Below are 19772 nucleotides of genomic sequence, written 5' to 3' on the forward strand. Positions count from 1 at the left end.
GGCCCGATCGCTGCCGTATGGCGCGTCGAACGAGTCAGTATGGTGAGCCCACTTTCCCGGCACGCGGTGCTTGACGCGCTGGTCAGCGGAGTCGAAGACGGATACCTGCCTCCGCACGCCAGTGGCGCGATGAGGGAGGTGCGCGGTACCTGGGACGGGCCCGATCTACGCCTGCGCGTACGCCGGATCGGCTCCCGCAACAGCTTCTCTCACCAGATCCGGATCCAGGTCCTCGGCCGGAGCGACGAGACTGCCGAGGTCCGCGGCTACATCGGCGTTGCACTGTGGGTGCGGGTCTTCCTGCCGTTCTGGCTCGCCGGAGTCGCGACGCTCACGGCGCTCGCCGCGGTGGCGTTGCCGACCATCTCCCCACCTCCACCGTTAGCGATCGTGCTCATCCCGGTGTTCATGTTCGCGGCGGGACTGGGGATAGCGATAGCGGGCACACAAGCCGGCCGAAAAGATGGCGAGTTCCTGCTCGAATGGGTCCGACTACGCCTGGACTCCCAGCTCACCTAACCACGGGCAAGCGCCGACTACGGGCGCGGCCCGCCATCCGCATGTACCACCGCTCTTGCGGAGTAGTTGACGTGAGTCAGCCGACGGGTTTGCCCATCCGGCCCGACCAGCGACACCCCGCCCGCGCGCGCCTTGTCGATCAACTCACGCGCGACACGCACGCCAAGACCGTCCTCAACGGGGACCGTCGGAGACGGGTGCGGCCACCAGTTGATCATGATCGGTTGTGTGGACTAAACGTGATCGCCTGGCGGCCGCGGGCCCCAGCATAAACCCTGCCCGGTGGCGGGCGATGTTCGATGAGATGGCCGGGCAGATTGCTGGCCGCTTCGGTCGGGTCGAGCCTCGGCGCCGGGCGGAGAAACTGTTGCTGGGCCTGGTGTCGCAGCTGCCGCGGAAGAACTGCTGGACCATCGCCGAGCATGTCGGCGACGCGACCCCGGACGGTCTGCAACACCTGCTCGCCCGGGCCGTGTGGGACGCCGACGCGGTGCGCGAGGACCTGCGCGACTACGTCTGCGATCACCTCGGGCTGGCCACCGGCGAAAATATCGTCCCTGGATTCCGGAGCCGGGCATGTGGTGTCAGTTTGACTGGGGCGAAGGACCTCGGGTGGCGGGTCGGCGGACGCAGCTGTTGTGCGGCTGGCTGTCCTGGTCGCGGTTTCGGGTGGTGATCCCGGTCTGGGACCAAACCCTCGGGACATTAGTGTCCTGTGTGGACACCATGTTGCGGCGGATTGGTGGTGCCCCGCCGTATTTGCTGACTGACAATCCGCGGACGGTCACCGTGGATCGTGTTGCGGGGATTCCGGTGAGGCATCCGGACATAGTCTCGACCGGGCGACACTACGGCTGCAAGGTCGAAACGTGTGAGCCGTTCGACCCGGAATCCAAGGGTGGCGCGGAGAACACGGTCAAGATCGCCAAGGCGGATTTGGTGCCGACCTCGGCGAACCTGCTGCCCGAATACCGCTCGTTCACGGAGCTGGCCGACGCCTGCTTCGAGTGGTGCGAACGCGTCAACGCCCGCGTCCACCGCGAGACCGCGGCCACCCCGAACGCTCGGCTCGATGTCGAACGGGCGCATCTGCATGTCCTGCCCGAACAGCCGCATGCGCTCGCTCTCGGGGAGGAGCGCCTGGTGGAGTCGGATCAGACGATCCGGTTCGGGTCGGTGCGGTATTCGACTCCGGACGGGCATCAGGGCAGCAAGGTTTGGGTCCGCGTCGTCGGCGACGAGCTCGTCATCACCGCCCGGGAGGCCACCGGGTTGGCCGAGATCGCCCGGCATCGGCTCTCGACACCCGAGAAGCCGCGGATTCTCGACGCGCGCTACTCGGCCAGCCATTGCACCGGTTCGCCGCGGCCGCCGAAGATCCGGCCGCGGACCGAGACCGAGATCGCGTTCCTCGACCTCGGCGGAGGAGCCCACCGCTGGCTGGTCGAGGCCGCCGCGACCGGGGTCACCCGCATCCGCACCAAGATGGTCAAAGCCCTCGAGCTCGCCGCCGCACTGGGCCCGGGCAGCGTCGACGAAGCGTTGGGCTTGGCCGCGATCGCCGGGCGGTTCGCCGACGAGGACCTGCCCTCGATCGTGGATCACCTGGCCACCTCGGCTTCCCGCACCGACGTCGTCCGCGCCGATGAGAACCACTCGGCGCAGCCCGGGACCTCGGCCTGGGAGGGGCTGGGCGAATGAGCACCGCGACATCGTCGGCACTGCCGGAGGACCTCGACCGGGTGCTGCGCCGGATGCGGCTGCGCTATCTGCGCAAAGCCGCGCCCGAGGTCCTGGCGACCGCGCGGGCGCAACGCTCGGACCCCGCCGAGGTCCTGCGCGTCCTGCTGGACGAGGAAGCCTCCGGCCGCAACGCCGCGACCCGGCGGATGCGGCGGAAGAAAGCACAGCTGCCCAACGGCAAGACGCTCTCGTCCTGGCGGCCGGACGAGTCCTCGATCAGCGAGGCCACCCAGAACGCGTTGATCACCCTGGAATGGCTGCAGCGACACGAGAATCTCGTCCTGAGCGGCCCATCCGGGACGGGCAAGAGTCACTTTGCCGAAGCGTTGGCCAACCTCGCGATCGAGAAGGACATGCGAGTCGCCTGGCACACACTCGAAACCCTCACCGCGACCATCATGAAGTCCAAAGTGGACGGCTCGATCGCCCGCACGGTCGCCCGCATCTGCGGCAACGACCTGATCGTGGTCGACGACATCGGGCTGCTCCCGGTCGCAGCCGAGTCCGCCGAAGCGCTCTACCGAGTCGCCGATGCCACCTATGAACGGCGTTCGATCGCGTTGACCAGCAACATCCATCCCTCCGGCTTCGACACGATCATGCCAAAGACCACCGCCACCGCGACAGTGGACCGGCTCCTCCACCACGCTCATCTGGTCGCCACCAAGGGCGACAGCCATCGTCTCGCCGAGGCCCTCGCAGGGAAAGGGGTGATCCCGCTGACCGACGACACCAACGAGTGACCCAGAAGTCCGCCCACCCGGAGAAACCATGTCCGCCGACCCGGAGGTCTCACGTCCACCCACCCGGAGATCACGATGACCGTTGACACCCTTGATCAGGCCGAGACGATCGGGGGCGTACCACCGTGACGATCGCGGCCTGCCGGCGCCGAATGTGGGTTCCCTCGCGGATCGCGCCCGGACTCGCCGTCGGGGCGAGAACAAGCGCAGCACTCCCCGAGCGAGTCGTCGTTGTCGCGCAGGATGTTTCCGGCAGTGATCCCGGATGGGGTGGGCGAGGCAGGGAACATCGCCGGATCGACAGGCTCATCGTGTCGGCCGCCTGGCGAAGGTGGCCCATCATGTGTCGCCTCCGTCACTGGTCCGGTTGAGCTTCATTTTTTCCGTGTGCGACCAATACGGGGCGGCGTTGGTGTCGAAGTCTCGGTATGGGTGCGACTGAGACGACTGTGACAGGACCCTCGGGCCGGAGGAAGGTGGGGCTCGTGGCTGCCGCCTTGGCCGGTGTGCTCGCGCTATTGGCTGCATTGGCGGTGGGGCATCTTGCCGCGGGTTTCATCAGTGTCAGCGCTTCTCCCTACCTTGCCGTGGGTAACGGGGCGATCGATTTGACGCCGGTGGGTTTGAAGGACTATGCCGTCCGTACCTTCGGCACGCACGACAAGCTCGTGCTGCTGTCAGGCATGGCTGCTGTCCTGGTCGTGGTCGCCGCGCTGGCGGGTATCGCGTCGAGGCGTTCGCCCTGGCCCGGCACCGCGGTGATTGCCTTGTTCGGCCTGATCGGAGTGGTGGCCGTCGTGGCACGCCCCGATCTGCGCCCGGTCGCGATCGTCGCGCCGCTGGCGAGTCTGGGGGCGGGCGTGGTTGTTTTCCGGTTGCTGCATCGGGCCGCTCGCACATGGGATGCGCAAGGCACGCTGCGTCGGAAAGGCCAGTCCCGGCGATCGTTCCTGGTGACCGGCGCGGGTGTGGTCGCAGGTTCCCTGGCCGCCGGCGTAGGGGGCCAGTTACTGGTGTCCACACGGGACGCGGCGGCATCCCGGGCCGCGGTGGGCAGGCTGGTGCCGGCGCGCACGGCTCCGCCGATCCCGGCCGACGCGGACTTCGAAAAGCTGGGTACGCCGCCGTTCCTGACGCCCAACTCCAAGTTCTACCGGGTCGATACCGCGTTGACGGTGCCGCAGCTGCGGACCGAGGACTGGTCGCTGCGGGTCCACGGCATGGTCGATCGAGAGAAGCGATACCGCTATTCCGACATTCGGGACCGGCCGCTGGTCGAACGGACGATCACGATGACATGCGTGTCGAACGAGGTCGGCGGAGCGTACGTATCGACGGCGAACTTCGTGGGTGTCGAGCTGGCCGATCTGCTGGAGGAGGCGGGGATACGGCCTGGCGCGGAGCAGCTGTTCTCATCGAGTGTGGACGGTTGGACGTCCGGAACTCCGATCACCGGTGCGCTCGATCGTGACCGGGGCGCGATGCTCGCGCTGGGCATGAACGGGGAGCCTTTACCACTGGAGCACGGTTTCCCTGCGCGCCTGGTGGTCCCCGGCTTGTATGGGTATGTGTCGGCGACGAAGTGGCTGGTCGACTTGGAGGTCACGACGTGGCGGGCACGCCAGGCGTACTGGCTCAGGCGGGGCTGGGCGGAGAAGGCGCCCATCAAAACGGAGTCCCGGATCGACACCCCTCTGGGCTTCCAGACCGTGCCCGCCGGGACCGTGCGCGTGGCGGGCGTTGCGTGGGCACAGCATACCGGGATCGACAAGGTGGAGGTCCGTGTCGATAACGGGCCCTGGCAGCCGGCCACTCTCTCGACGCAGGTCACAGTAGACACCTGGCGCATGTGGTGGACGCAGCTCGAGGTGCCTCCCGGACTCCATCAGGTCACGTGCCGGGCCACCGACCGCAGTGGCTACACCCAGACCCAGGAGCGCGTCGGCACCGTTCCGGACGGGGCGACCGGCTGGCACACGATCAGCTTCACCACGAAATAGCACCGTCCGGGAATTTCCCATCTCCGGCAATCCGGAGCAGCGCTTGCTCCGAATACCCGATGACAGCACGGACGCGGCGTCCAAGTCGCCTTCCGTGAGCTCAACGTAGGAGGATCTCTCGTGAAGATCGTTCGCATTGCTGGTGTGGCTCTGACTGCGGCTGCGGCGCTGTCGGTGGCCGCTTGCGGTAGCAACAGCAGCGCCGGTTCCGGCTCGACCAGCAGCGCGATGGCGCCGTCGAGCTCGATGGCCGCGCCGATGTCGAGCAGCGCGAGCATGGGCACCGGTGTGACGACCAACGCCGACGTGTTCGGTCCGGCCTGTAGCCAGCTTCCGCAGGGCAGCGCCCCCGGTAGCCTGGACTCGATGGGGCCGGAGCCGGTGGCTAGCGCGGCGTCGACGAACCCGCTGCTGACCAAGCTCGTCGCGGCGGTCAAGGCCACGAACCTGGTCGACACACTCAACAGCCAGCAGGCTATCACCGTGTTCGCCCCGGCCGACAGCGCGTTCGGCAAGCTCGGCGAGGAGAAGTTCAACCAGCTCGCGCAGAACCCGAGCCAGCTGGCGCCCATCCTGCAGTACCACGTGCTGCCGCAGCGCTACGACGCGAAGGGGTTGCAGGCCGCCGGCACCGTGCAGACCCTGAACACGGATGGGGGCCCGATCAAGATCGAGGGCACCGGGGACAACATGACCGTCAACGGCGCGAAGGTACTGTGCGGCAACATCCCTACCAAGAACGCGACGGTCTTCGTGATCGACAGCGTGCTCACGCCGGGGACCAACAAGTAGGCACCGTAACCAGACCAGTGGGCCCGGCGCTGGCCGGGCCCACTGTCCTTTACAGAGGTTCTGCAGCGGAATGCAGTGATCTCCGGTTTGATGTCACGGTGTCCGACCAGGAGCCGGATTCGTTTCACCTCAACGGCTGGCTCCGAGAGCGCGAAGATGATGCCGACCGCGAAAGCCTCGGGGTCGCCCCGGCATCCGGGGGGTGGGCATGTACGAACCGCCGGTACGCGGGCCACCCGGGTGGCGGCCATCCCGCGTTCACGTCGCCGCCCGCTCCGGTACCGAATGTGTTGCGTGGAGATGAAAGCAGATGCGGGAACGACTGCCGGTTGTGACGCCAGCCTCAGCCACGCGCTGAGCGCCCACGGAACCTGGGATCGCTGGACCAATCCCGGGCCCCACACAACTGTGCAGCGGAGGCGGCGGTTTCCCGGCACGATCGAGGGAAGCGGGCACACCATGCTGGGCACATACGCGCATGGCGGTTGCTGACCACCACGTTTGTTGCCACGATCCCGGCCTGATCGGGCGGTCATTTCCGGCGCGAGGGCAATGGGAAAAAGCCGCTGGTGCGCAGTATGTAGTCGGCGTAGGCGGGGCGCCGTTGGAGCAGATCCTGCTCAAGTACCGGCTTGCCCGATCCCTTCGCTAGCAGCGCGGTTATGACCAGCGGCGCGACGATCGTCAGCGCCGCGAGCCAACTGTGGCAGGCGAGCAGGTACAGACCCCACCACACGCAGGCGTCTCCGAAGTAGTTGGGATGACGGGTGTATCGCCACAGCCCGGTGTCGAGTACCCCACTGCCAGACGTCCTGCGGAAGCGCAGCAGCTGCAGGTCGCCGATGGCCTCGAAGACGAAACCCAACAGCCAAACGGCGATGCCCACGATGACCAGCCCGAGTGAGGGTGTCGCCAGCTGTGCCACCTGGACCGGCAGCGAGATCACCCACATCAGCACACCCTGGGCCAAGTAAACGCGGACGAAGATGCGGCCGGGGTGCCGTCGCATTCGGGCGTAGCGGCGGTCTTCCCGCGCGCCGTGGTTGCGCGTCGCGATGTGCACGGACAGGCGCAAGCCCCACACCACGGTCAACCCGGTCACCAGCACCCGCCAGCCCGGGGAGCCCGCGGACATGACGCAGCTCACGACTGCGATCACCGCGAAACCGAGGCCCCACACACTGTCGATGGTGTCAAAGCGCGCCCGGCGTATCGCCACGGCGAACGTGGCGACGATGAGCACCGTGACTGCGAGCGCGGTCCAGACGAGGCTCACGCGGCCCGCTTCGCGAGGATCTGGTTCACACCCATCCTGTTCTCCTCGAACGCGAGCGCCCCGCCCGCCAGGTAGAGTCGCCACACGCGCAGCTGGGTTGCTCCGGCGATCCTGGTGATCTCCTCGGCGTGCTTCTCGAGCCGTTCCGCCCAGGCCCGCACGGTGCACACGTAGTGCTCACGCAATGCCTCGACCCCGCGGATCTCGAACCCGGCATTTTCCAGCAGGCCCAGTGTCATCCCGATGGGCACCATCGTCATGTCGGGGGCGACGTAGGACTCGATGAAGGCGCCGCCGCCCGGCGCGGTGGCGTCGCGGGACATCTGCTGCAGCAGGAGCGGAGCGCCCGGCTTCAGCATCCGGTGCAAGGTGGCGGCGTAGCCGGAGTAGTTACGTGCCCCGACGTGCTCGCCCATCTCCAGGGAGACGATCGCGTCGAACGGCTCCCCGGAGAGGTCCCGGTAGTCCTGGTGGCACACGCGTGCCACTCCGGACAGGTCCCGGCGCGTGATCTCGCCCCGGATATGCTCGGCTTGCTGTGCGGACAGGGTCACGCCGGTCGCCTCGACGCCGTAGCGCTCGGCTGCGTGCAGCAGCAGCGAACCCCACCCGCAGCCGACATCGAGCAGCCGCATACCGGGGCCCAACCTCAGTTTGCGGCAGACGAGGTCGAGTTTGGCGCGCTGGGCTGTGGCGAGGTCGTCGGCGGGGTCGCGAAAGTAGGCGCACGAGTAGGCCATGGTCGGGTCGAGAATGAGCTGGTAGAAGTCATTGCCGAGGTCGTAATGGTATGAGATGACCGCGCGATCGCGTGCCTGTGTGTGCGGCCGCCTGCTGGGGCGGGCTTCCCCTGCGGGCGGGCGGGGCGGCAAGCCCAGGACGCCGAGCCGGGCGGCCGTCGCGACGATGCGCGCCCATGCGCGTGGACCGAGCCTGGGCCGAGCTCGTGCGCGGGTATCGAACGACGCCCAGACCCGTCGCAGCCCCTCGGTCAGATCACCGTCGACGTCGAGAGCACCGCTCACATAAGCGCGGGCCAAGCCGAGCTCACCCGGCGCCCACAACAGATAACGTAACGCGCGCCGGGAGCGTAGCTGCACCGTGGGGCCGGTATCGGGGCCGGCGGTGCTGCCGTCCCAGGTGCGTAACCGGACCGGCAGGTCACCTCCGATGATCCGGGACACCAGTCCGGCGAGTAGCGGCGCTGCAGGAGACATGGGAGTTCCCTTCTGGCTCGACCTTTCCCCTTTCGACGCCCAGCGGACGCAGGTTTGGTAGATGTGTCTGCCGTCACAATGACCCATCCGGGGTGGCGGCACGGCCGAATCGTCCGTGTGGATGCCAAGTCGAACTCTGAGCGGCAGGTCGCGGTGATCGGGTCCGGTGTGTCGGGCCTGACCGCCGCCCACTTGTTGCGCCGCGGGTACGACGTGACCCTGTTCGAGGCGGACGCCAGGCTGGGCGGCCATGCCCACACCCACGCCGTCACCACCCCCGATGGCCGTGAGCTGGCCGTGGACAGCGGCTTCATCGTGCACAACGAGCGCACCTACCCCAACCTGCTACGGTTGTTCACCGAGCTTGGAGTGTCCACACAGGACACCGAGATGTCGATGAGCGTGCGCTGCCGGGGGTGCGGCCTCGAATACGCCGGGGCCAAGCGGCTCGGTGGCTTGTTCGCGCGACGGGGCAACGCGCTGCGCCCGGCGTACCTGCGGATGCTCGCCGAGGTACGCCGGTTCCACCGGCACGCTCGCCGGGTACTGGATCATCCCGACGCGGGCGACGCCACGCTCGGCGCGTTTCTCGCGATCGGCGGGTACTCGCGCTACTTCGTCGATCATTTCCTGATCCCGCTCGTGTCCTGCGTTTGGTCGACGGGCGGGCGACTGAGCACACGGTACCCCGCCCGCTACCTGTTCACCTTCCTCGACAACCACGGCATGCTGTCCGTTGGCGGTTCCCCCACGTGGCGCACGGTGACCGGCGGCTCGAAGTCCTATGTGGACAGAATACTGAAGAACCTGACCGCGATCCGCGACAGCACACCGGTGCGCGCGCTTCGCCGCGACGCCGACGGCGTCGAGATCAGGGACGACGCGGACACGGTGCACCGATTCGACCAGGCCGTCGTCGCCACGCACGCGGACCAGGCGCTGAGCCTGCTCGCCGACGCCACGCCGGACGAGCGGGTGGTCCTCGGGGCCTTCCGGTACTCGCGCAACGAAACGCTGCTGCACACCGACACGGCCACGCTGCCACGGACCGCGGGCGCGCAGGCGTCGTGGAACTACCTCAAGCCTTCCTGCGCGACGGACGACCGCCCGGTGCTGGTGACCTATGACATGAACCGCCTGATGCGGCTTGACGAACCGCGCCGCTACCTGGTCTCGCTCAACAACGCCGAGCACGTCGCGGAAGGTGCGGTGCTGGCGCGGATGGTGTACGAGCACCCGATCTACACGCCCGAGTCGTTAGCGGCGCAGCACCGGCTGCCGGAACTGACCGGGCCCCGGATCGCCTTCGCCGGCGCCTATCACGGCTGGGGGTTCCATGAGGACGGGTGCGCCTCGGGCGTGCGCGCCGCGGAGTCGCTCGGAGCGCGATGGTGACCGACCCCGCTCTGTACGACGTCGAGGTGACACACGCGCGCCGCAAACCCCGCTATCGGTTTATGCACCGGATGTACTTATGGCTGGTCGATCTCGACGCCCTGCCGGTGTTGCCCTGGTGGTTGCGGCCCTTCGCCCGCTTCCGTGGTCGCGATCATCTCGGGGACGCAGATCGCTCGATCCGGGAGAACCTCGACGCGTGGCTCGCGACCCAGGGCGTCGACCTGCAGGGCGGACGCGTGCTGATGCTGACCCAGGCCGCCGTGCTGGGCTATGTGTTCAACCCGCTGACGCTTTTCTGGTGTCACCGCCCGGATGGGACACCGGACTGCGTTGTCGCCGAGGTGCACAACACCTACCGGGGGCGACATCGCTACCTGCTGCGGCCGGACGCCGATAGCCGCGCAGCCGCGGACAAGGAGTTCTATGTCTCGCCGTTTCTGCCGGTGCACGGCCGGTACCGGATGCGGCTACCGACTCCCGGGGACCGGCTCGACGTGACGATCGCCCTCCACCAGGAGGGTCTGACAAGCCTGGTCGCGACCATGCGCGGGCGGCGGCGGCCGGCCACCGCGGGCGTGCTGGTGCGGCGGTTGCTGGCCCGGCCGCTGATGCCTCAGCGCGTGTCGCTGCTGATCCGCCACCACGGTATCGCGTTGTGGTGGCGCCGCGTCCCGATCATTCCTCGCGTTCAGGAAGGTTCCCGATGACCGATATCAGGACGTCCTCGCTGTCGGAACTGGCCGTTGTACGGCATTCGCCCGCACGGGCGTGGGCAGCAGAGCGGCTGTTCCGGCTTTCCGCCCGCGGGGTGCCGGTGACCGTGACCCTGCCCTCCGGCGAGCGATTCGGCGCCGGCGGGCCGGAGCTGCGGATCGAGCGGCCGCACGCGTTCTTCTCTCGCCTGGGCGCCGACGCGAAGATCGGGTTCGGCGAATCCTACTTGGCCGGCGACTGGTCGGCCGAGGACGACCTCGCCGACGTGCTGACCCCGTTCGCCGCGCGAATCGCCACCCTCGTGCCGGCACCACTGCAGGCACTGCGCCGGTTCGTCGACGCACGCAAGCCCGCGAGTGAGCGCAACACGGTCGTCAACGCGCGGGGCAACATCTCCCGCCACTACGACCTGTCCGACGAGCTGTTCGCCGGGTTCCTCGACGAGACGATGACGTACTCCTCCGCCTGGTTCGAGCGCGAGACCGAGGACCTGGCGGTCGCGCAGCGGAGAAAGATCGACGCGATCCTGGACCTGGCCGGGGTCCGGGAGGGAACCAGCCTGCTGGAGATCGGTACCGGCTGGGGAGAACTGGCGCTGCGCGCGGCACGACGCGGCGCGCTCGTCACGACCCTGACCATCTCCGCCGAACAGCAGACCCTGGCACGCAAGCGGCTGGCCGAGGCGGGCGCCGGTGACCGGGTCGAGGTGGTGCTGCGCGACTATCGCGAGGCGGTCGGCCGGTACGACGCCATCGTGAGCGTCGAGATGATCGAGGCGGTGGGCGAGGAGTACTGGCCCGCGTACGTCACGACGCTAGACCGGTTGCTGGTCCCGGGCGGGCGGATCGGCCTGCAGGCCATCACCATGCCGCACGACCGGATGCTCGCCACACGCCGGTCCTACACCTGGATCCACAAATACATCTTCCCCGGCGGTCAGCTCATGTCGGTGGAGGCGTTCGAGCAGGCGGTCCGCCGGTACACCGGACTGCGCATCCGCGAGCGCCGGAGTCTCGGCGAATCCTACGCACACACGCTTCGCCGGTGGCGGACCAGGTTCCTTGATGCCTGGCCGCAGATCGCCGAAGCAGGCTTCGACGACACGTTCCGCCGGATGTGGGAGTTCTACCTCGCCTACTCCGAGGCCGGGTTCCGGGGCGAGTACCTCGACGTCCACCAGTTCGGTCTGGTGAAACCACACTGACCACCTGAAGACGGGTCCGTCTACAACAGACGGACCCGTCTTCGGCTCGCTCACACCGCGAACGAAGCCACCGGTGTGGTGGTCGGCTGCACCGACCCGCCCGCCGGTTCGACCGTCATCGCGATTCGCTGGACTCCCTGCAGACCGTCGAACACGAGCGGGGTGGCCGAGGTGCCCCCGGGACCGAGGAGCCCCAGCGAACGCGGTACACCGCCGGCAATCGCCCATGCCTGGTAGGTCGAGGTAGCGGACTGGTCGGGCATACCGGACAACAGCACCATTCCCCGGTTCAGCCGCTGCGAGATCAGCACGCTGCCCTTGCCGTTCTGGGCGGGCACGATCCGCAGGTCCGGCGCCGACAGCAGGTCGGCGACCGCGCTCTGCTGGGCTTGTACCTGCGTCAAGTCTCCGTGAGCCGAGTCGAGCTGGTGCTGGGAACGGACCGCCACGACGCCGAGCGTCGCGGCGGCCGCGATCGCGACCGCCGCGGCCGCCGAAACCAGCCTCAGGGCGAGGGTGCGCGCGTCCCGTTCGCGTTCCCGGGGGCCGGTGCCCGGTGTGCGTGGTGGGTCCTGCCGCACCTGGGCGATCCTGGTGAGTACCTGGTTCTTCCATTCGGTCGGCGGTTCCTCGGACACAGCCAGTCCCAGCCGGGCAGCGGTGGCCCGCAGTTCGGCGACCTCCTGGGTGCATTCGGGACACTCAGCCAGATGCCGTTCGAACTGACGGCGCTCGAACTCGTCCAGCGCGTCCACCGCGTACGCCCCGGTCAGCAGGTGCACATCGGGAGTCGTCATCGGGTCACCCCCAGGCAGTCACGCAGCCGGATCAGCCCGTCCCGTAACCGGGTCTTGATCGTCCCCAGTGGACTCTTCAGCAGCTCGGCGACCTCGGGATAGGTCTTACCCCCGTAGTAGGCAAGCATGACCGACTCGCGTTGCAGCTCGGTCAGCGTGGACAGGCAGCGACGCACCTGCTCACGTTCGAGCCGGGCCGTCACCTCCTCCACCACTTCGTCGAACTCCCGGCCCGGCGCGGTCCTTCCTGCCTTGCGTTCGCGGTCGTCTCGGGCCTGCGAGGATCGCACTCGGTCCACCGCCCTGCGGTGGGCGAGGGTCAGCGCCCAGCTCACCGCGCTGCCCCGCGTGGGGTCATAGCGTGGCGCCGTCCGCCACAACTCGACGAGCACCTCCTGGGTGACCTCCTCCGACTGCGCCACATCGCGGACAACGCGCCGCACAACCCCATGCACCGGCCCGGACACCACCTCGTAAAGCTGCTCGAACGCGGCCTCGCTACCCCGGGCGACTTGCGTCAGCAGGTCCTCCGGGCTGGGTCCACCCGGTCCCGGCACCGCCAGCACCCGCACAGAATCGTCCATCCGCCTCATCCTCTCCCACTCCAGCACTTCGCATTCGTCGCGGGAGCACACGCGGATTGGTCACGCCGGGCAGGCCGTGCTTGGGGGCGGGTGACCGCTTGTCGGCGGCACATGAGTGGCGTTCCGTTTCGAAGCGAATGCAACAGCAAGCGGCCACGAACGGTAGTTTCGACCGCGCCCTGTACCTCCCGAAATCCTGGACCGACGACCGTGGCCGCTGCGCCTCGGCCGGGATCCCCGCCGAAGTGGGCTTCGCAACCAAACCCGCCCTGGCCACCACGATGATCACCCGCGCCCTCGATGCCGGAGTCGCAGCGTCCTGGGTGAGGACACGCCAGTCTCCTGGCACCGCCGGCTTTGGTGTAGCGCGGCACCTCGACGACCCCCGCGTCGTAGGGCACGTCCCTGGGCTGCTCGGACATCTTGCTCCTTGGAGATCGGTGATCGGGCAGATGCGCGCCTGGTCCGCTCAGGCCCAGGTGTTCCAGTGCACGAAATCCTCGACGGGCTTGCGCTTGACGGCCGTGTGCGGGCGTGCCGGCCTGCCCACCGGGATCATGGACGCGAGGTGGATGTCGTCGGGTACGCCGAGCATCGGGCGGATCACCGGCTCGAACGCGGAATGCAACGTGGTCATCACGGTTGCGAGGCCGACCGCTCTGGCGGCGAGCATCAGGTTCTGGGTGGCCCCGTAGAGCGCCGAGTACATCATGTCGAGCCGCGGGTTGTCCGCCGGGAACACCGGCTTCCCGCACACGAAGATGAGCACCGGAAGCTTGTCCAGGTGTGCCATCAGGTTCAGCGAGCCGGCGCGCAGCTTCTGCCGGCCGGGTGGCGTGTCGGTGACCGCTTCCAGTTTCTCCCGCAGTGGGACGATCGCGTCCCGGATCTTCCGCTTCAGCTCCGGTTCGGTGACGACCAGGAAGTCCCAGCCTTGGGTGTTGCCGGGGCTGGGCGCGCGAGTAGCGGCCCACAACACGGTCATCAGCTGTTCGTGCGTGACCGGTTCCTCGGTGAACCAGCGCATGGCGACCTGGGTGCGCATGGCCTCCAGTACGTCCATCCGCTGTGGTAACGGAAGTTCGGGCGCGAACGGTGTCGAGGAGTCCGGCACTCCGGCCGGTGCTTGGCTCGTCATCCGGCGGCGTTTCCTAGATGGCTCGGCCGGCGCCGTCGCCATCGTGGATGGCCCGGGTCAATGTGTGGAATCCGGCGGCGTCACCGACGGTGTGGACCTCGCCGCGGAAATCGGGCAGATAGTCCAGCAGGTCGCGGTTGGGCGCGTTGATCCCGACGAAGAACACGCTGTCCGCCTGGAACACCCGCTCGGCATCCCCGACCCGCACCCGCATTTCGTCCTTGCCGATCTCCAGGAGTGAGGAGCGGGTCACCAGTTGCACGCCGCCCTCGACCAGCCGCCGCAGCGTGGGGGTGATCGTGTTGTGTTTTGCCCCAATGCGCTCCCCGAAGGAGTCGAACCCGGTCACGTAGGTGACCGCGACCCCCTTGGCGACCAGTTCGTCAGCCACCGCGAGCGGTTCGTACTCGCCGGTGTCGTCGTAGACCAGCGCCCGGTTGCCGGGCACCGGGGTTCGCCCGTGGCCGAACAGATCCCAGCTCGAGTACACGTGCGGCAACCTGATGCCCGGCAGCGGGGTCGCGGGCCGGGACAGCTGTATCCCGTCTTCCCGTGGTGCCGATCCGGTGGCCAGCACGAGCACGTCCGGGTCCAGCTCGGCCACCACGTCCGGGTCAACCGCGTGGTTGACCAATACCTTGACGCCGACCCGGCTCAGTTCATCGGCCTGCCAGTGCACGATCGCGGCGATATCGGACCGGTACGGTGCTCGCGCCGCCATCAGCACCTGGCCACCCAGCTGCTTGCGCAGCTCGACCAGGGTCACCTCGTGCCCGCGCAACGCCGCTGACCGCGCCGCCTCCATCCCGGCTGGCCCGCCGCCGGCCACCAGCACCCGGCGACGTACCGCCGCCATCGTGTCCGGGCCGCCCAGCACCGGCCGCTCCAATTCGTGCCCCGCCGACGGGTTCACCGCGCACGCGAACGAGTTCGACATCGTGCTGCCGACACAGATGAGGGTGCCGATACAGGGGCGGATCTGCTCGGTGCGGTCGTCGGCCGACTTGACCACTATCTCGGGGTCGGCAATCAGCCCGCGCACCATCGAGACCATGTCACTGGCACCCGATTCGACGATGTGGTTCGCGACATCCATCGTCATGATCCGGCCGGTCACGATCGTGGGCACCGACACGGCCCTGGTCACGACCGAGCTGTAGTCCAGCTGATAGGCCATGGGCATGTCCATCGGTGCCGCGATGAAATCGGGACGGAAGTACCCCCCGGTGGACACGTTCAGGTAGTCGATCTTCGATTGTAGGCTCTGCGCGATCTCGGCCGTCTCGGGCGGCGTCAGCCCGTTCTCGACGAACTCGTGGCTGCTCAGGCGCAACCCGAGCGCGAGATCGGCACCGATCTCCGAGCGCACCGCGTCCAGCACCTCGTTGACGAACCGCAGCCGGTTCTCCTGCGAACCGCCGTAGTCGTCCTCACGGAAGTTCGAGGCGCGCGACATGAACTGGGTGATCAGGTATCCGTTGGCGCCGTGGATCTCCACGCCGTCCGCGCCACCCGCCTTGATCCGGCCCGCGGCCTTCGCGAACGACTCGACCATCTCGTCGATCATCGCTTTGGTCATGGGGATCGGCACGTCGCCGGTCATGTAGTTCGGCACCGCGCTGGCCGACCACGACGAGCCACCGAGCGCGTTCGGCTTCACGTTCCCGCCGTGCCAGATCTGCACGACGAGCTTCATGCCGTGCTCGTGCACCGCGTCCGTGATGGCCCGCAGGCCGGGAATCACCCGGTCCTCGTGGGTCGGCAGCACCGTGGGGTTGGTCCTGTGCACACCGCCGATGCCGATGATCGCCATCGCACAGCCACCCCTGGCCCGCGCCAGGTGATAACCGATCTGGCCGCCACCGTCGTCGCTCCACGGCAACCGGACACCGTGAGCCGTCCGGACGATCCGGTTTCGCAAGTGCATCGGTCCAACCCGCAACGGCTCGAACGCGGCGCCCTTCATCGGGCCTCCTCCTCAACCACTGAGACGGCTGTCGGCCCGCCAACGACAGGCCGCGAACCGCCGGGCTACTGATCGGCCCCAGTATGCTAATTATCTTAGCAGCTACCCTCAATTAACACCATTGGCGGTCGGGCAGCAGGTCCGGCGAGACCCCGCCGGAGCAGTTCGATGTGCTTGGCCAGCGATCCATCGGGATCTCCCAGCCGGGTTTCCACCACCAGGTGGGTCATCCCGTGCGGCCGCCAGCTCTCGATGAACTTCTTGATCGCGCCGGGTGAGTCGTACCGGCCGACGAAGATCCGTGCCCCACGCCGATCGACCCCGGATCGCGCCCTGCCGACTCGGCGGCGGCGCCGCCGGCCGGGTGCGCCACTGCCACGGTCAGCTGTAGGAGATCAGTCCCCGCATGATGCGGCCGTTGAGCAGGTCGTCGTAGCCCTCGTTCACCTGCTCGAGCGCGTATGTCTTGCTGACCAGCTCGTCCAGCTTGAGCAGCCCGCGCCGGTACAGGCTCAGAATGCGCGGGATATCGGCGTGCGGGTTGCAGCCGCCGTACACGTTCCCGACGATCTCCTTCTGCGAGAAGATCACGTCGGCGAGCACGACGTCGGCGTTCGTGATGTTCGGGTTGGCGGTCGAGGTCAGGCAGGCCCGGCCGCCCTTGCGGGTCAGCAGCATCAGCGGCATCAGCATGTCGCCGGTCATCAGGCTCGCGGTGAGGATCGTCTTGTCCGCCATGACACCGCGGGTGAGCTCGGTGACCAGCGGCGTCGCTTCCGCCATCGACGCGACGGCGTGCGTGGCACCCACCACCTTCGCCTGCTCGCGGCGGTACTCGAACGGGTCGACCGCCACGATGACCTCGGCACCCGCGATGCGGGCGCCCTGGACGGCGCTCGAACCGACGCCCCCGGTGCCGACCACGACGACCGTATCGCCGGGCTCGACCTTGGCCTGCTTGACCGCCGCGCCGTAACCGGTGGTGACCCCGCAGCCGACCAGGGCGGCATACTCCAGCGGCGTGTCGTCGTCGACCTTGACGCATGAGTCCTCGTTGACGACGACATACGGCGCGAACGTGCCAAGCATGCTGACCTGCCGCAGCCCCTCGCCGCGCGCGTGCACCCGCGGCTGCTGGTCGCTGATCGGCAGCCCGTCCATGATGATGGCGCCGTAGTCACAGAGCATCGACTTTCCGCTGGCGCACCAACGGCAATGCCCGCACGCCGGCATGAAGGCCAGCACGACCGCGTCGCCTTCCTTGATCCGCTTGACGCCCGGTCCGACCTCCTCCACGACGCCGGCACCCTCGTGGCCGCCGATGATCGGATAGCCGCACGGGATATCACCTTTGACGAAATGGTCGTCGGAATGGCACAGCCCCGAGGCGGCCAACTTCACCCGCACCTCGCCGAAACGAGGTGCGTCGAGCTCGGTTTCCTCGACGCTCCATGGCGTGTGTGGTCCCCAGAGGACCGCTGCCTTTGACTGCATTGCTTCCTTCTCCCGAATCCGGTGCGACGTGCTTCGCCTCACCGAAACCTAGCAGCAAATTATGTTCTAGCCAAGGATAGCGCCAAGCAAGTAATCATTAGAAGATCACCATTAGGCAGAGCTAGGACAGGCTCTCGTTGACGACGCTGGTGACGTCCACCGGTTCCGTCGTGAGCAGCCTGCCGTGCCGTTGTCCCCTCCCCCGTTCCCCGGCGGGTTCCCGGAGTCTTCGAGCTGGAACGGAACACGATCCTGCGGCTCGCGCACACCCAGCACCTCATCGGCTCCCTGCACGTCACCGTCGACGGCGACACCGCCCAGTGCACCAGTTACGTGCAGGCGACCCACTTCTCGGCCGCGGGTGACACCTGGACCACCGGTGGCCGGTACGACGATTCGATGGTTCGCACGCCGGACGGCTGGCGGATCGCCGAGCGCCGGTTCACCCGGCAATGGCGCCACGGCCCGGAAGGCTTCTCGTTGCGCTTTCTCGCGAACTGACCGAGGGGCGTCGAATTCGTCCGGTCCGGACAGCCCCCGGCCAGGCCTCTCGTGCCCGAGACGATCACCGCGCGGTGGGCCGGGACGGTTCGCCGCCCGGCCCCGACCGGCTCGGTTGCGCGCGGCGGCGCCGGTCGTCGTGGTCGTCCGGCAGGCCGTACGGGCAGGTGCGCTCGAAAGCCCGCGCCGGTGACGCATACGCAGCCCACGGTGGGATCGGCCGCGATGTCGGCCAGATGCGCGCGCAGTTCGACCAGCATACCGCTGGTGAGAGCGTTGAGCTTCGCCGGGCGGGTCGGCGTGAGTGTGGCGACGCCGCCCGCGTCCTGCCGCAAGACCAGCGTCATATCGTAAGGCCGCCGTCGGCGACCATGGCCTGGCCGGTGACGAACGACGCGTCTGCGGAGAGCAGGTATGCGACGAGGCCGGCGACTTCTTCGGGTTCGGACATTCGCCGCATCGGGATCCGCGCCTTAAGTTTCTCCTCGATGTCGGGGTCCTGGAAGAAGGCGGCGTTCATCGGGGTCCGGATGTGGCCAGGGCAGACGGCGTTGACGCGGATGCCTTCGGCGGCGTACTCGCGGGCAGCCGCCTTCGTGAGGCCGACTACGGCATGCTTCGCCGCGGCGTAGGACGATACACCGGGGATCTGCACGTGCAGGCCGGCGTAGGACGAGATGTTGACGACCGACCCTCCGCCGGCGGCCAGCATGTGCCTGAGTTCGTGCTTGAGGCAGAGGTAGACGCCCTTGGCGTTGACGGCGAACACCCGGTCCCAGGTGGCGTCGTCGTAGTCGGCGAGCAGCGTCGAGGCCGGGCTGATGCCCGCGTTGTTCACCGCACAGTCGATCCGCCCGAACTCACGCGTGGCGGTCGCGACGAGGTTCTCCACCGCGCCGGCGTCGGCGACATCGGCGGCGACCGCCACGGCGCGCCGCCCGCGGGCCTGGATCTCCTGGACGACGTCCTTGCACGACTCGGCATCGAGGTCGGCGACGACGATGTCCGCGCCCTCGTCGGCGAGCCGGACCGCGCACGCCCGGCCGAGACCACGGGCGGCACCGGTGATCAACGCGGTCTTCCCGGCGAACCGGTCCATCACGATTGCTCCTCTCGAGCAGGGTCGCCCCAGCGGCTCAACAGTAATTGTCTTGCTAATTATGGCAGAGTATCATTCTTATGTTCGCACCGTACAGTGGTAGCGACCGGCGGACCACGTCTGACGACTCGAGGAAGGACCGTCTGAAGTGGACGCGGAGCACAGCGCCGGCTTCCCACTGGTGGCCTCGTACTGAACGATCGACGGGGACGCCCGCCTCCGGATGTTCGGCGGGACCGACTACAGCCCGCTGGACCTGCGGGAGCGGATCGAGGTGGCCGCCGCGACCGACTATGCCGGGATCGGCTTGCACAGCAACGATCTGCGGCGGTGGTCGGACCGCCACCGGCCGGCCGTGGTCGCCAAGCTGTTGGCGGACAACGGTTTGCGGTACGTGGAGCTGGAGATCCTACGCGAGTGGTTCGTGATGGGTGACCGGCGGCGGGAGTCCGACGAGACGCGCCGCGAGCTCCTCGAGATCGCGGGACAGCTACCGGTCACGCATGTCAAGGTCGGCAGCAGCTTCGCGCCGGACCGGTGGCCTGCCGAGCACATCGCCGCGGAGTTCGCGACGCTGTGCGAACAGT

The 19772-nt window shown here is 68.0% G+C and carries 17 protein-coding genes and 3 pseudogenes; 11 read left to right on the forward strand and 9 right to left on the reverse strand.

Features of this window, described 5'->3' with window-relative positions:
• The first annotated feature begins 39 nt into the window (after window positions 1–39).
• From FG385_RS30630 to FG385_RS30655, 6 genes and pseudogenes are all read left to right on the forward strand, one after another.
• Window positions 40–519, forward strand: coding sequence for a hypothetical protein (locus FG385_RS30630; protein ID WP_139100287.1), 480 nt, complete (start codon window positions 40–42; stop codon window positions 517–519).
• 292 nt (window positions 520–811) lie between these two features.
• A pseudogene (locus FG385_RS30635) lies at window positions 812–1051 on the forward strand (transposase); the annotation flags it as partial.
• Between the two features lie 281 nt (window positions 1052–1332).
• The gene (locus tag FG385_RS30640) at window positions 1333–2220 is read left to right on the forward strand and encodes a Mu transposase domain-containing protein (protein ID WP_235022893.1); all 888 of its coding nucleotides are present in this window, start codon (window positions 1333–1335) and stop codon (window positions 2218–2220) included.
• Window positions 2217–3005 (forward strand): IS21-like element helper ATPase IstB, encoded by a 789-nt coding sequence (gene istB / locus FG385_RS30645; RefSeq protein ID WP_139100288.1) that lies wholly within the window; start codon window positions 2217–2219, stop codon window positions 3003–3005. Before FG385_RS30640 ends, istB begins: the two co-directional genes overlap by 4 nt.
• 428 nt (window positions 3006–3433) lie before the next feature.
• The gene (locus FG385_RS30650; RefSeq protein ID WP_200834740.1) at window positions 3434–5005 is read left to right on the forward strand and encodes a molybdopterin-dependent oxidoreductase; all 1572 of its coding nucleotides are present in this window, start codon (window positions 3434–3436) and stop codon (window positions 5003–5005) included.
• Between the two features lie 120 nt (window positions 5006–5125).
• Entirely contained in the window at window positions 5126–5797 is a 672-nt protein-coding gene (locus FG385_RS30655) for a fasciclin domain-containing protein (RefSeq protein WP_139100289.1), read from the forward strand.
• 532 nt (window positions 5798–6329) lie between these two features.
• On the opposite strand, the gene FG385_RS30660 is transcribed toward FG385_RS30655, so the two are convergent.
• Together FG385_RS30660 and FG385_RS30665 are read right to left on the reverse strand one after the other, a co-directional pair.
• The gene (locus FG385_RS30660) at window positions 6330–7073 is read right to left on the reverse strand and encodes a DUF1295 domain-containing protein (RefSeq protein WP_139100290.1); all 744 of its coding nucleotides are present in this window, start codon (window positions 7071–7073) and stop codon (window positions 6330–6332) included.
• Window positions 7070–8290, reverse strand: a complete 1221-nt coding sequence (locus tag FG385_RS30665) for an SAM-dependent methyltransferase (RefSeq protein WP_139100291.1) — start codon at window positions 8288–8290, stop codon at window positions 7070–7072. Before FG385_RS30665 ends, FG385_RS30660 begins: the two co-directional genes overlap by 4 nt.
• A gap of 117 nt (window positions 8291–8407) precedes the next feature.
• Here FG385_RS30665 and FG385_RS30670 point away from each other — a divergent pair, with 117 nt between their 5' ends.
• From FG385_RS30670 to FG385_RS30680, 3 genes are read left to right on the forward strand one after another with little or no spacing between them, the layout of a single operon-like run.
• Entirely contained in the window at window positions 8408–9685 is a 1278-nt protein-coding gene (locus FG385_RS30670; protein ID WP_235022894.1) for an NAD(P)/FAD-dependent oxidoreductase, read from the forward strand.
• Window positions 9679–10395, forward strand: coding sequence for a DUF1365 domain-containing protein (locus FG385_RS30675; RefSeq protein WP_139100292.1), 717 nt, complete (start codon window positions 9679–9681; stop codon window positions 10393–10395). The genes FG385_RS30670 and FG385_RS30675 overlap by 7 nt, the downstream gene beginning before the upstream one ends.
• Complete coding sequence (locus tag FG385_RS30680) at window positions 10392–11606, forward strand: SAM-dependent methyltransferase (RefSeq protein ID WP_139100293.1); 1215 nt, start codon at window positions 10392–10394, stop codon at window positions 11604–11606. The genes FG385_RS30675 and FG385_RS30680 overlap by 4 nt, the downstream gene beginning before the upstream one ends.
• A 50-nt stretch (window positions 11607–11656) precedes the next feature.
• Here the strand turns inward: FG385_RS30680 and FG385_RS30685 are convergent, their stop codons facing one another.
• Both FG385_RS30685 and sigK read right to left on the reverse strand, forming a co-directional pair.
• Window positions 11657–12403 (reverse strand): anti-sigma factor, encoded by a 747-nt coding sequence (locus FG385_RS30685; RefSeq protein ID WP_139100294.1) that lies wholly within the window; start codon window positions 12401–12403, stop codon window positions 11657–11659.
• Window positions 12400–12987 carry an ECF RNA polymerase sigma factor SigK gene (sigK, locus tag FG385_RS30690; protein ID WP_139100295.1) on the reverse strand — a complete coding sequence of 196 codons (588 nt, stop codon included), beginning with the start codon at window positions 12985–12987 and terminating at the stop codon, window positions 12400–12402. The genes FG385_RS30685 and sigK overlap by 4 nt, the downstream gene beginning before the upstream one ends.
• A 170-nt stretch (window positions 12988–13157) precedes the next feature.
• On the opposite strand from sigK, the pseudogene FG385_RS30695 reads away from it, so the two are divergent.
• A pseudogene (locus FG385_RS30695) lies at window positions 13158–13313 on the forward strand (transposase); the annotation flags it as partial.
• 143 nt (window positions 13314–13456) lie between these two features.
• Here FG385_RS30695 and FG385_RS30700 read toward each other — a convergent pair.
• The 3 genes from FG385_RS30700 to FG385_RS30710 all read right to left on the reverse strand — a co-directional run bounded on the left by FG385_RS30700 (window position 13457) and on the right by FG385_RS30710 (window position 17585).
• A complete protein-coding gene (locus FG385_RS30700) occupies window positions 13457–14125 on the reverse strand; it encodes a nitroreductase family protein (RefSeq protein WP_160148925.1) in 669 nt (222 codons plus the stop codon).
• A gap of 13 nt (window positions 14126–14138) precedes the next feature.
• Window positions 14139–16091 (reverse strand): oxidoreductase, encoded by a 1953-nt coding sequence (locus tag FG385_RS30705; RefSeq protein WP_139100297.1) that lies wholly within the window; start codon window positions 16089–16091, stop codon window positions 14139–14141.
• Window positions 16092–16472: 381 nt separating this feature from the next.
• Entirely contained in the window at window positions 16473–17585 is a 1113-nt protein-coding gene (locus FG385_RS30710; RefSeq protein ID WP_139100298.1) for an NDMA-dependent alcohol dehydrogenase, read from the reverse strand.
• A 249-nt stretch (window positions 17586–17834) separates the two neighbouring features.
• Between FG385_RS30710 and FG385_RS30715 the strand changes: the two genes are divergently transcribed.
• Entirely contained in the window at window positions 17835–18086 is a 252-nt protein-coding gene (locus tag FG385_RS30715) for a nuclear transport factor 2 family protein (protein WP_327436867.1), read from the forward strand.
• 182 nt (window positions 18087–18268) lie between these two features.
• Here FG385_RS30715 and FG385_RS35740 read toward each other — a convergent pair.
• Both FG385_RS35740 and FG385_RS30720 read right to left on the reverse strand, forming a co-directional pair.
• Window positions 18269–18433, reverse strand: a pseudogene (locus FG385_RS35740) (enoyl-CoA hydratase/isomerase family protein); the annotation flags it as partial.
• The gene (locus tag FG385_RS30720) at window positions 18430–19185 is read right to left on the reverse strand and encodes an SDR family NAD(P)-dependent oxidoreductase (RefSeq protein ID WP_235022897.1); all 756 of its coding nucleotides are present in this window, start codon (window positions 19183–19185) and stop codon (window positions 18430–18432) included. The pseudogene FG385_RS35740 and the gene FG385_RS30720, both read right to left, overlap by 4 nt.
• Window positions 19186–19772 lie beyond the last annotated feature (587 nt).

Source organism: Amycolatopsis alkalitolerans (assembly GCF_006152065.1).
Classification (GTDB): Bacteria; Actinomycetota; Actinomycetes; order Mycobacteriales; family Pseudonocardiaceae; genus Amycolatopsis_E; species Amycolatopsis_E alkalitolerans.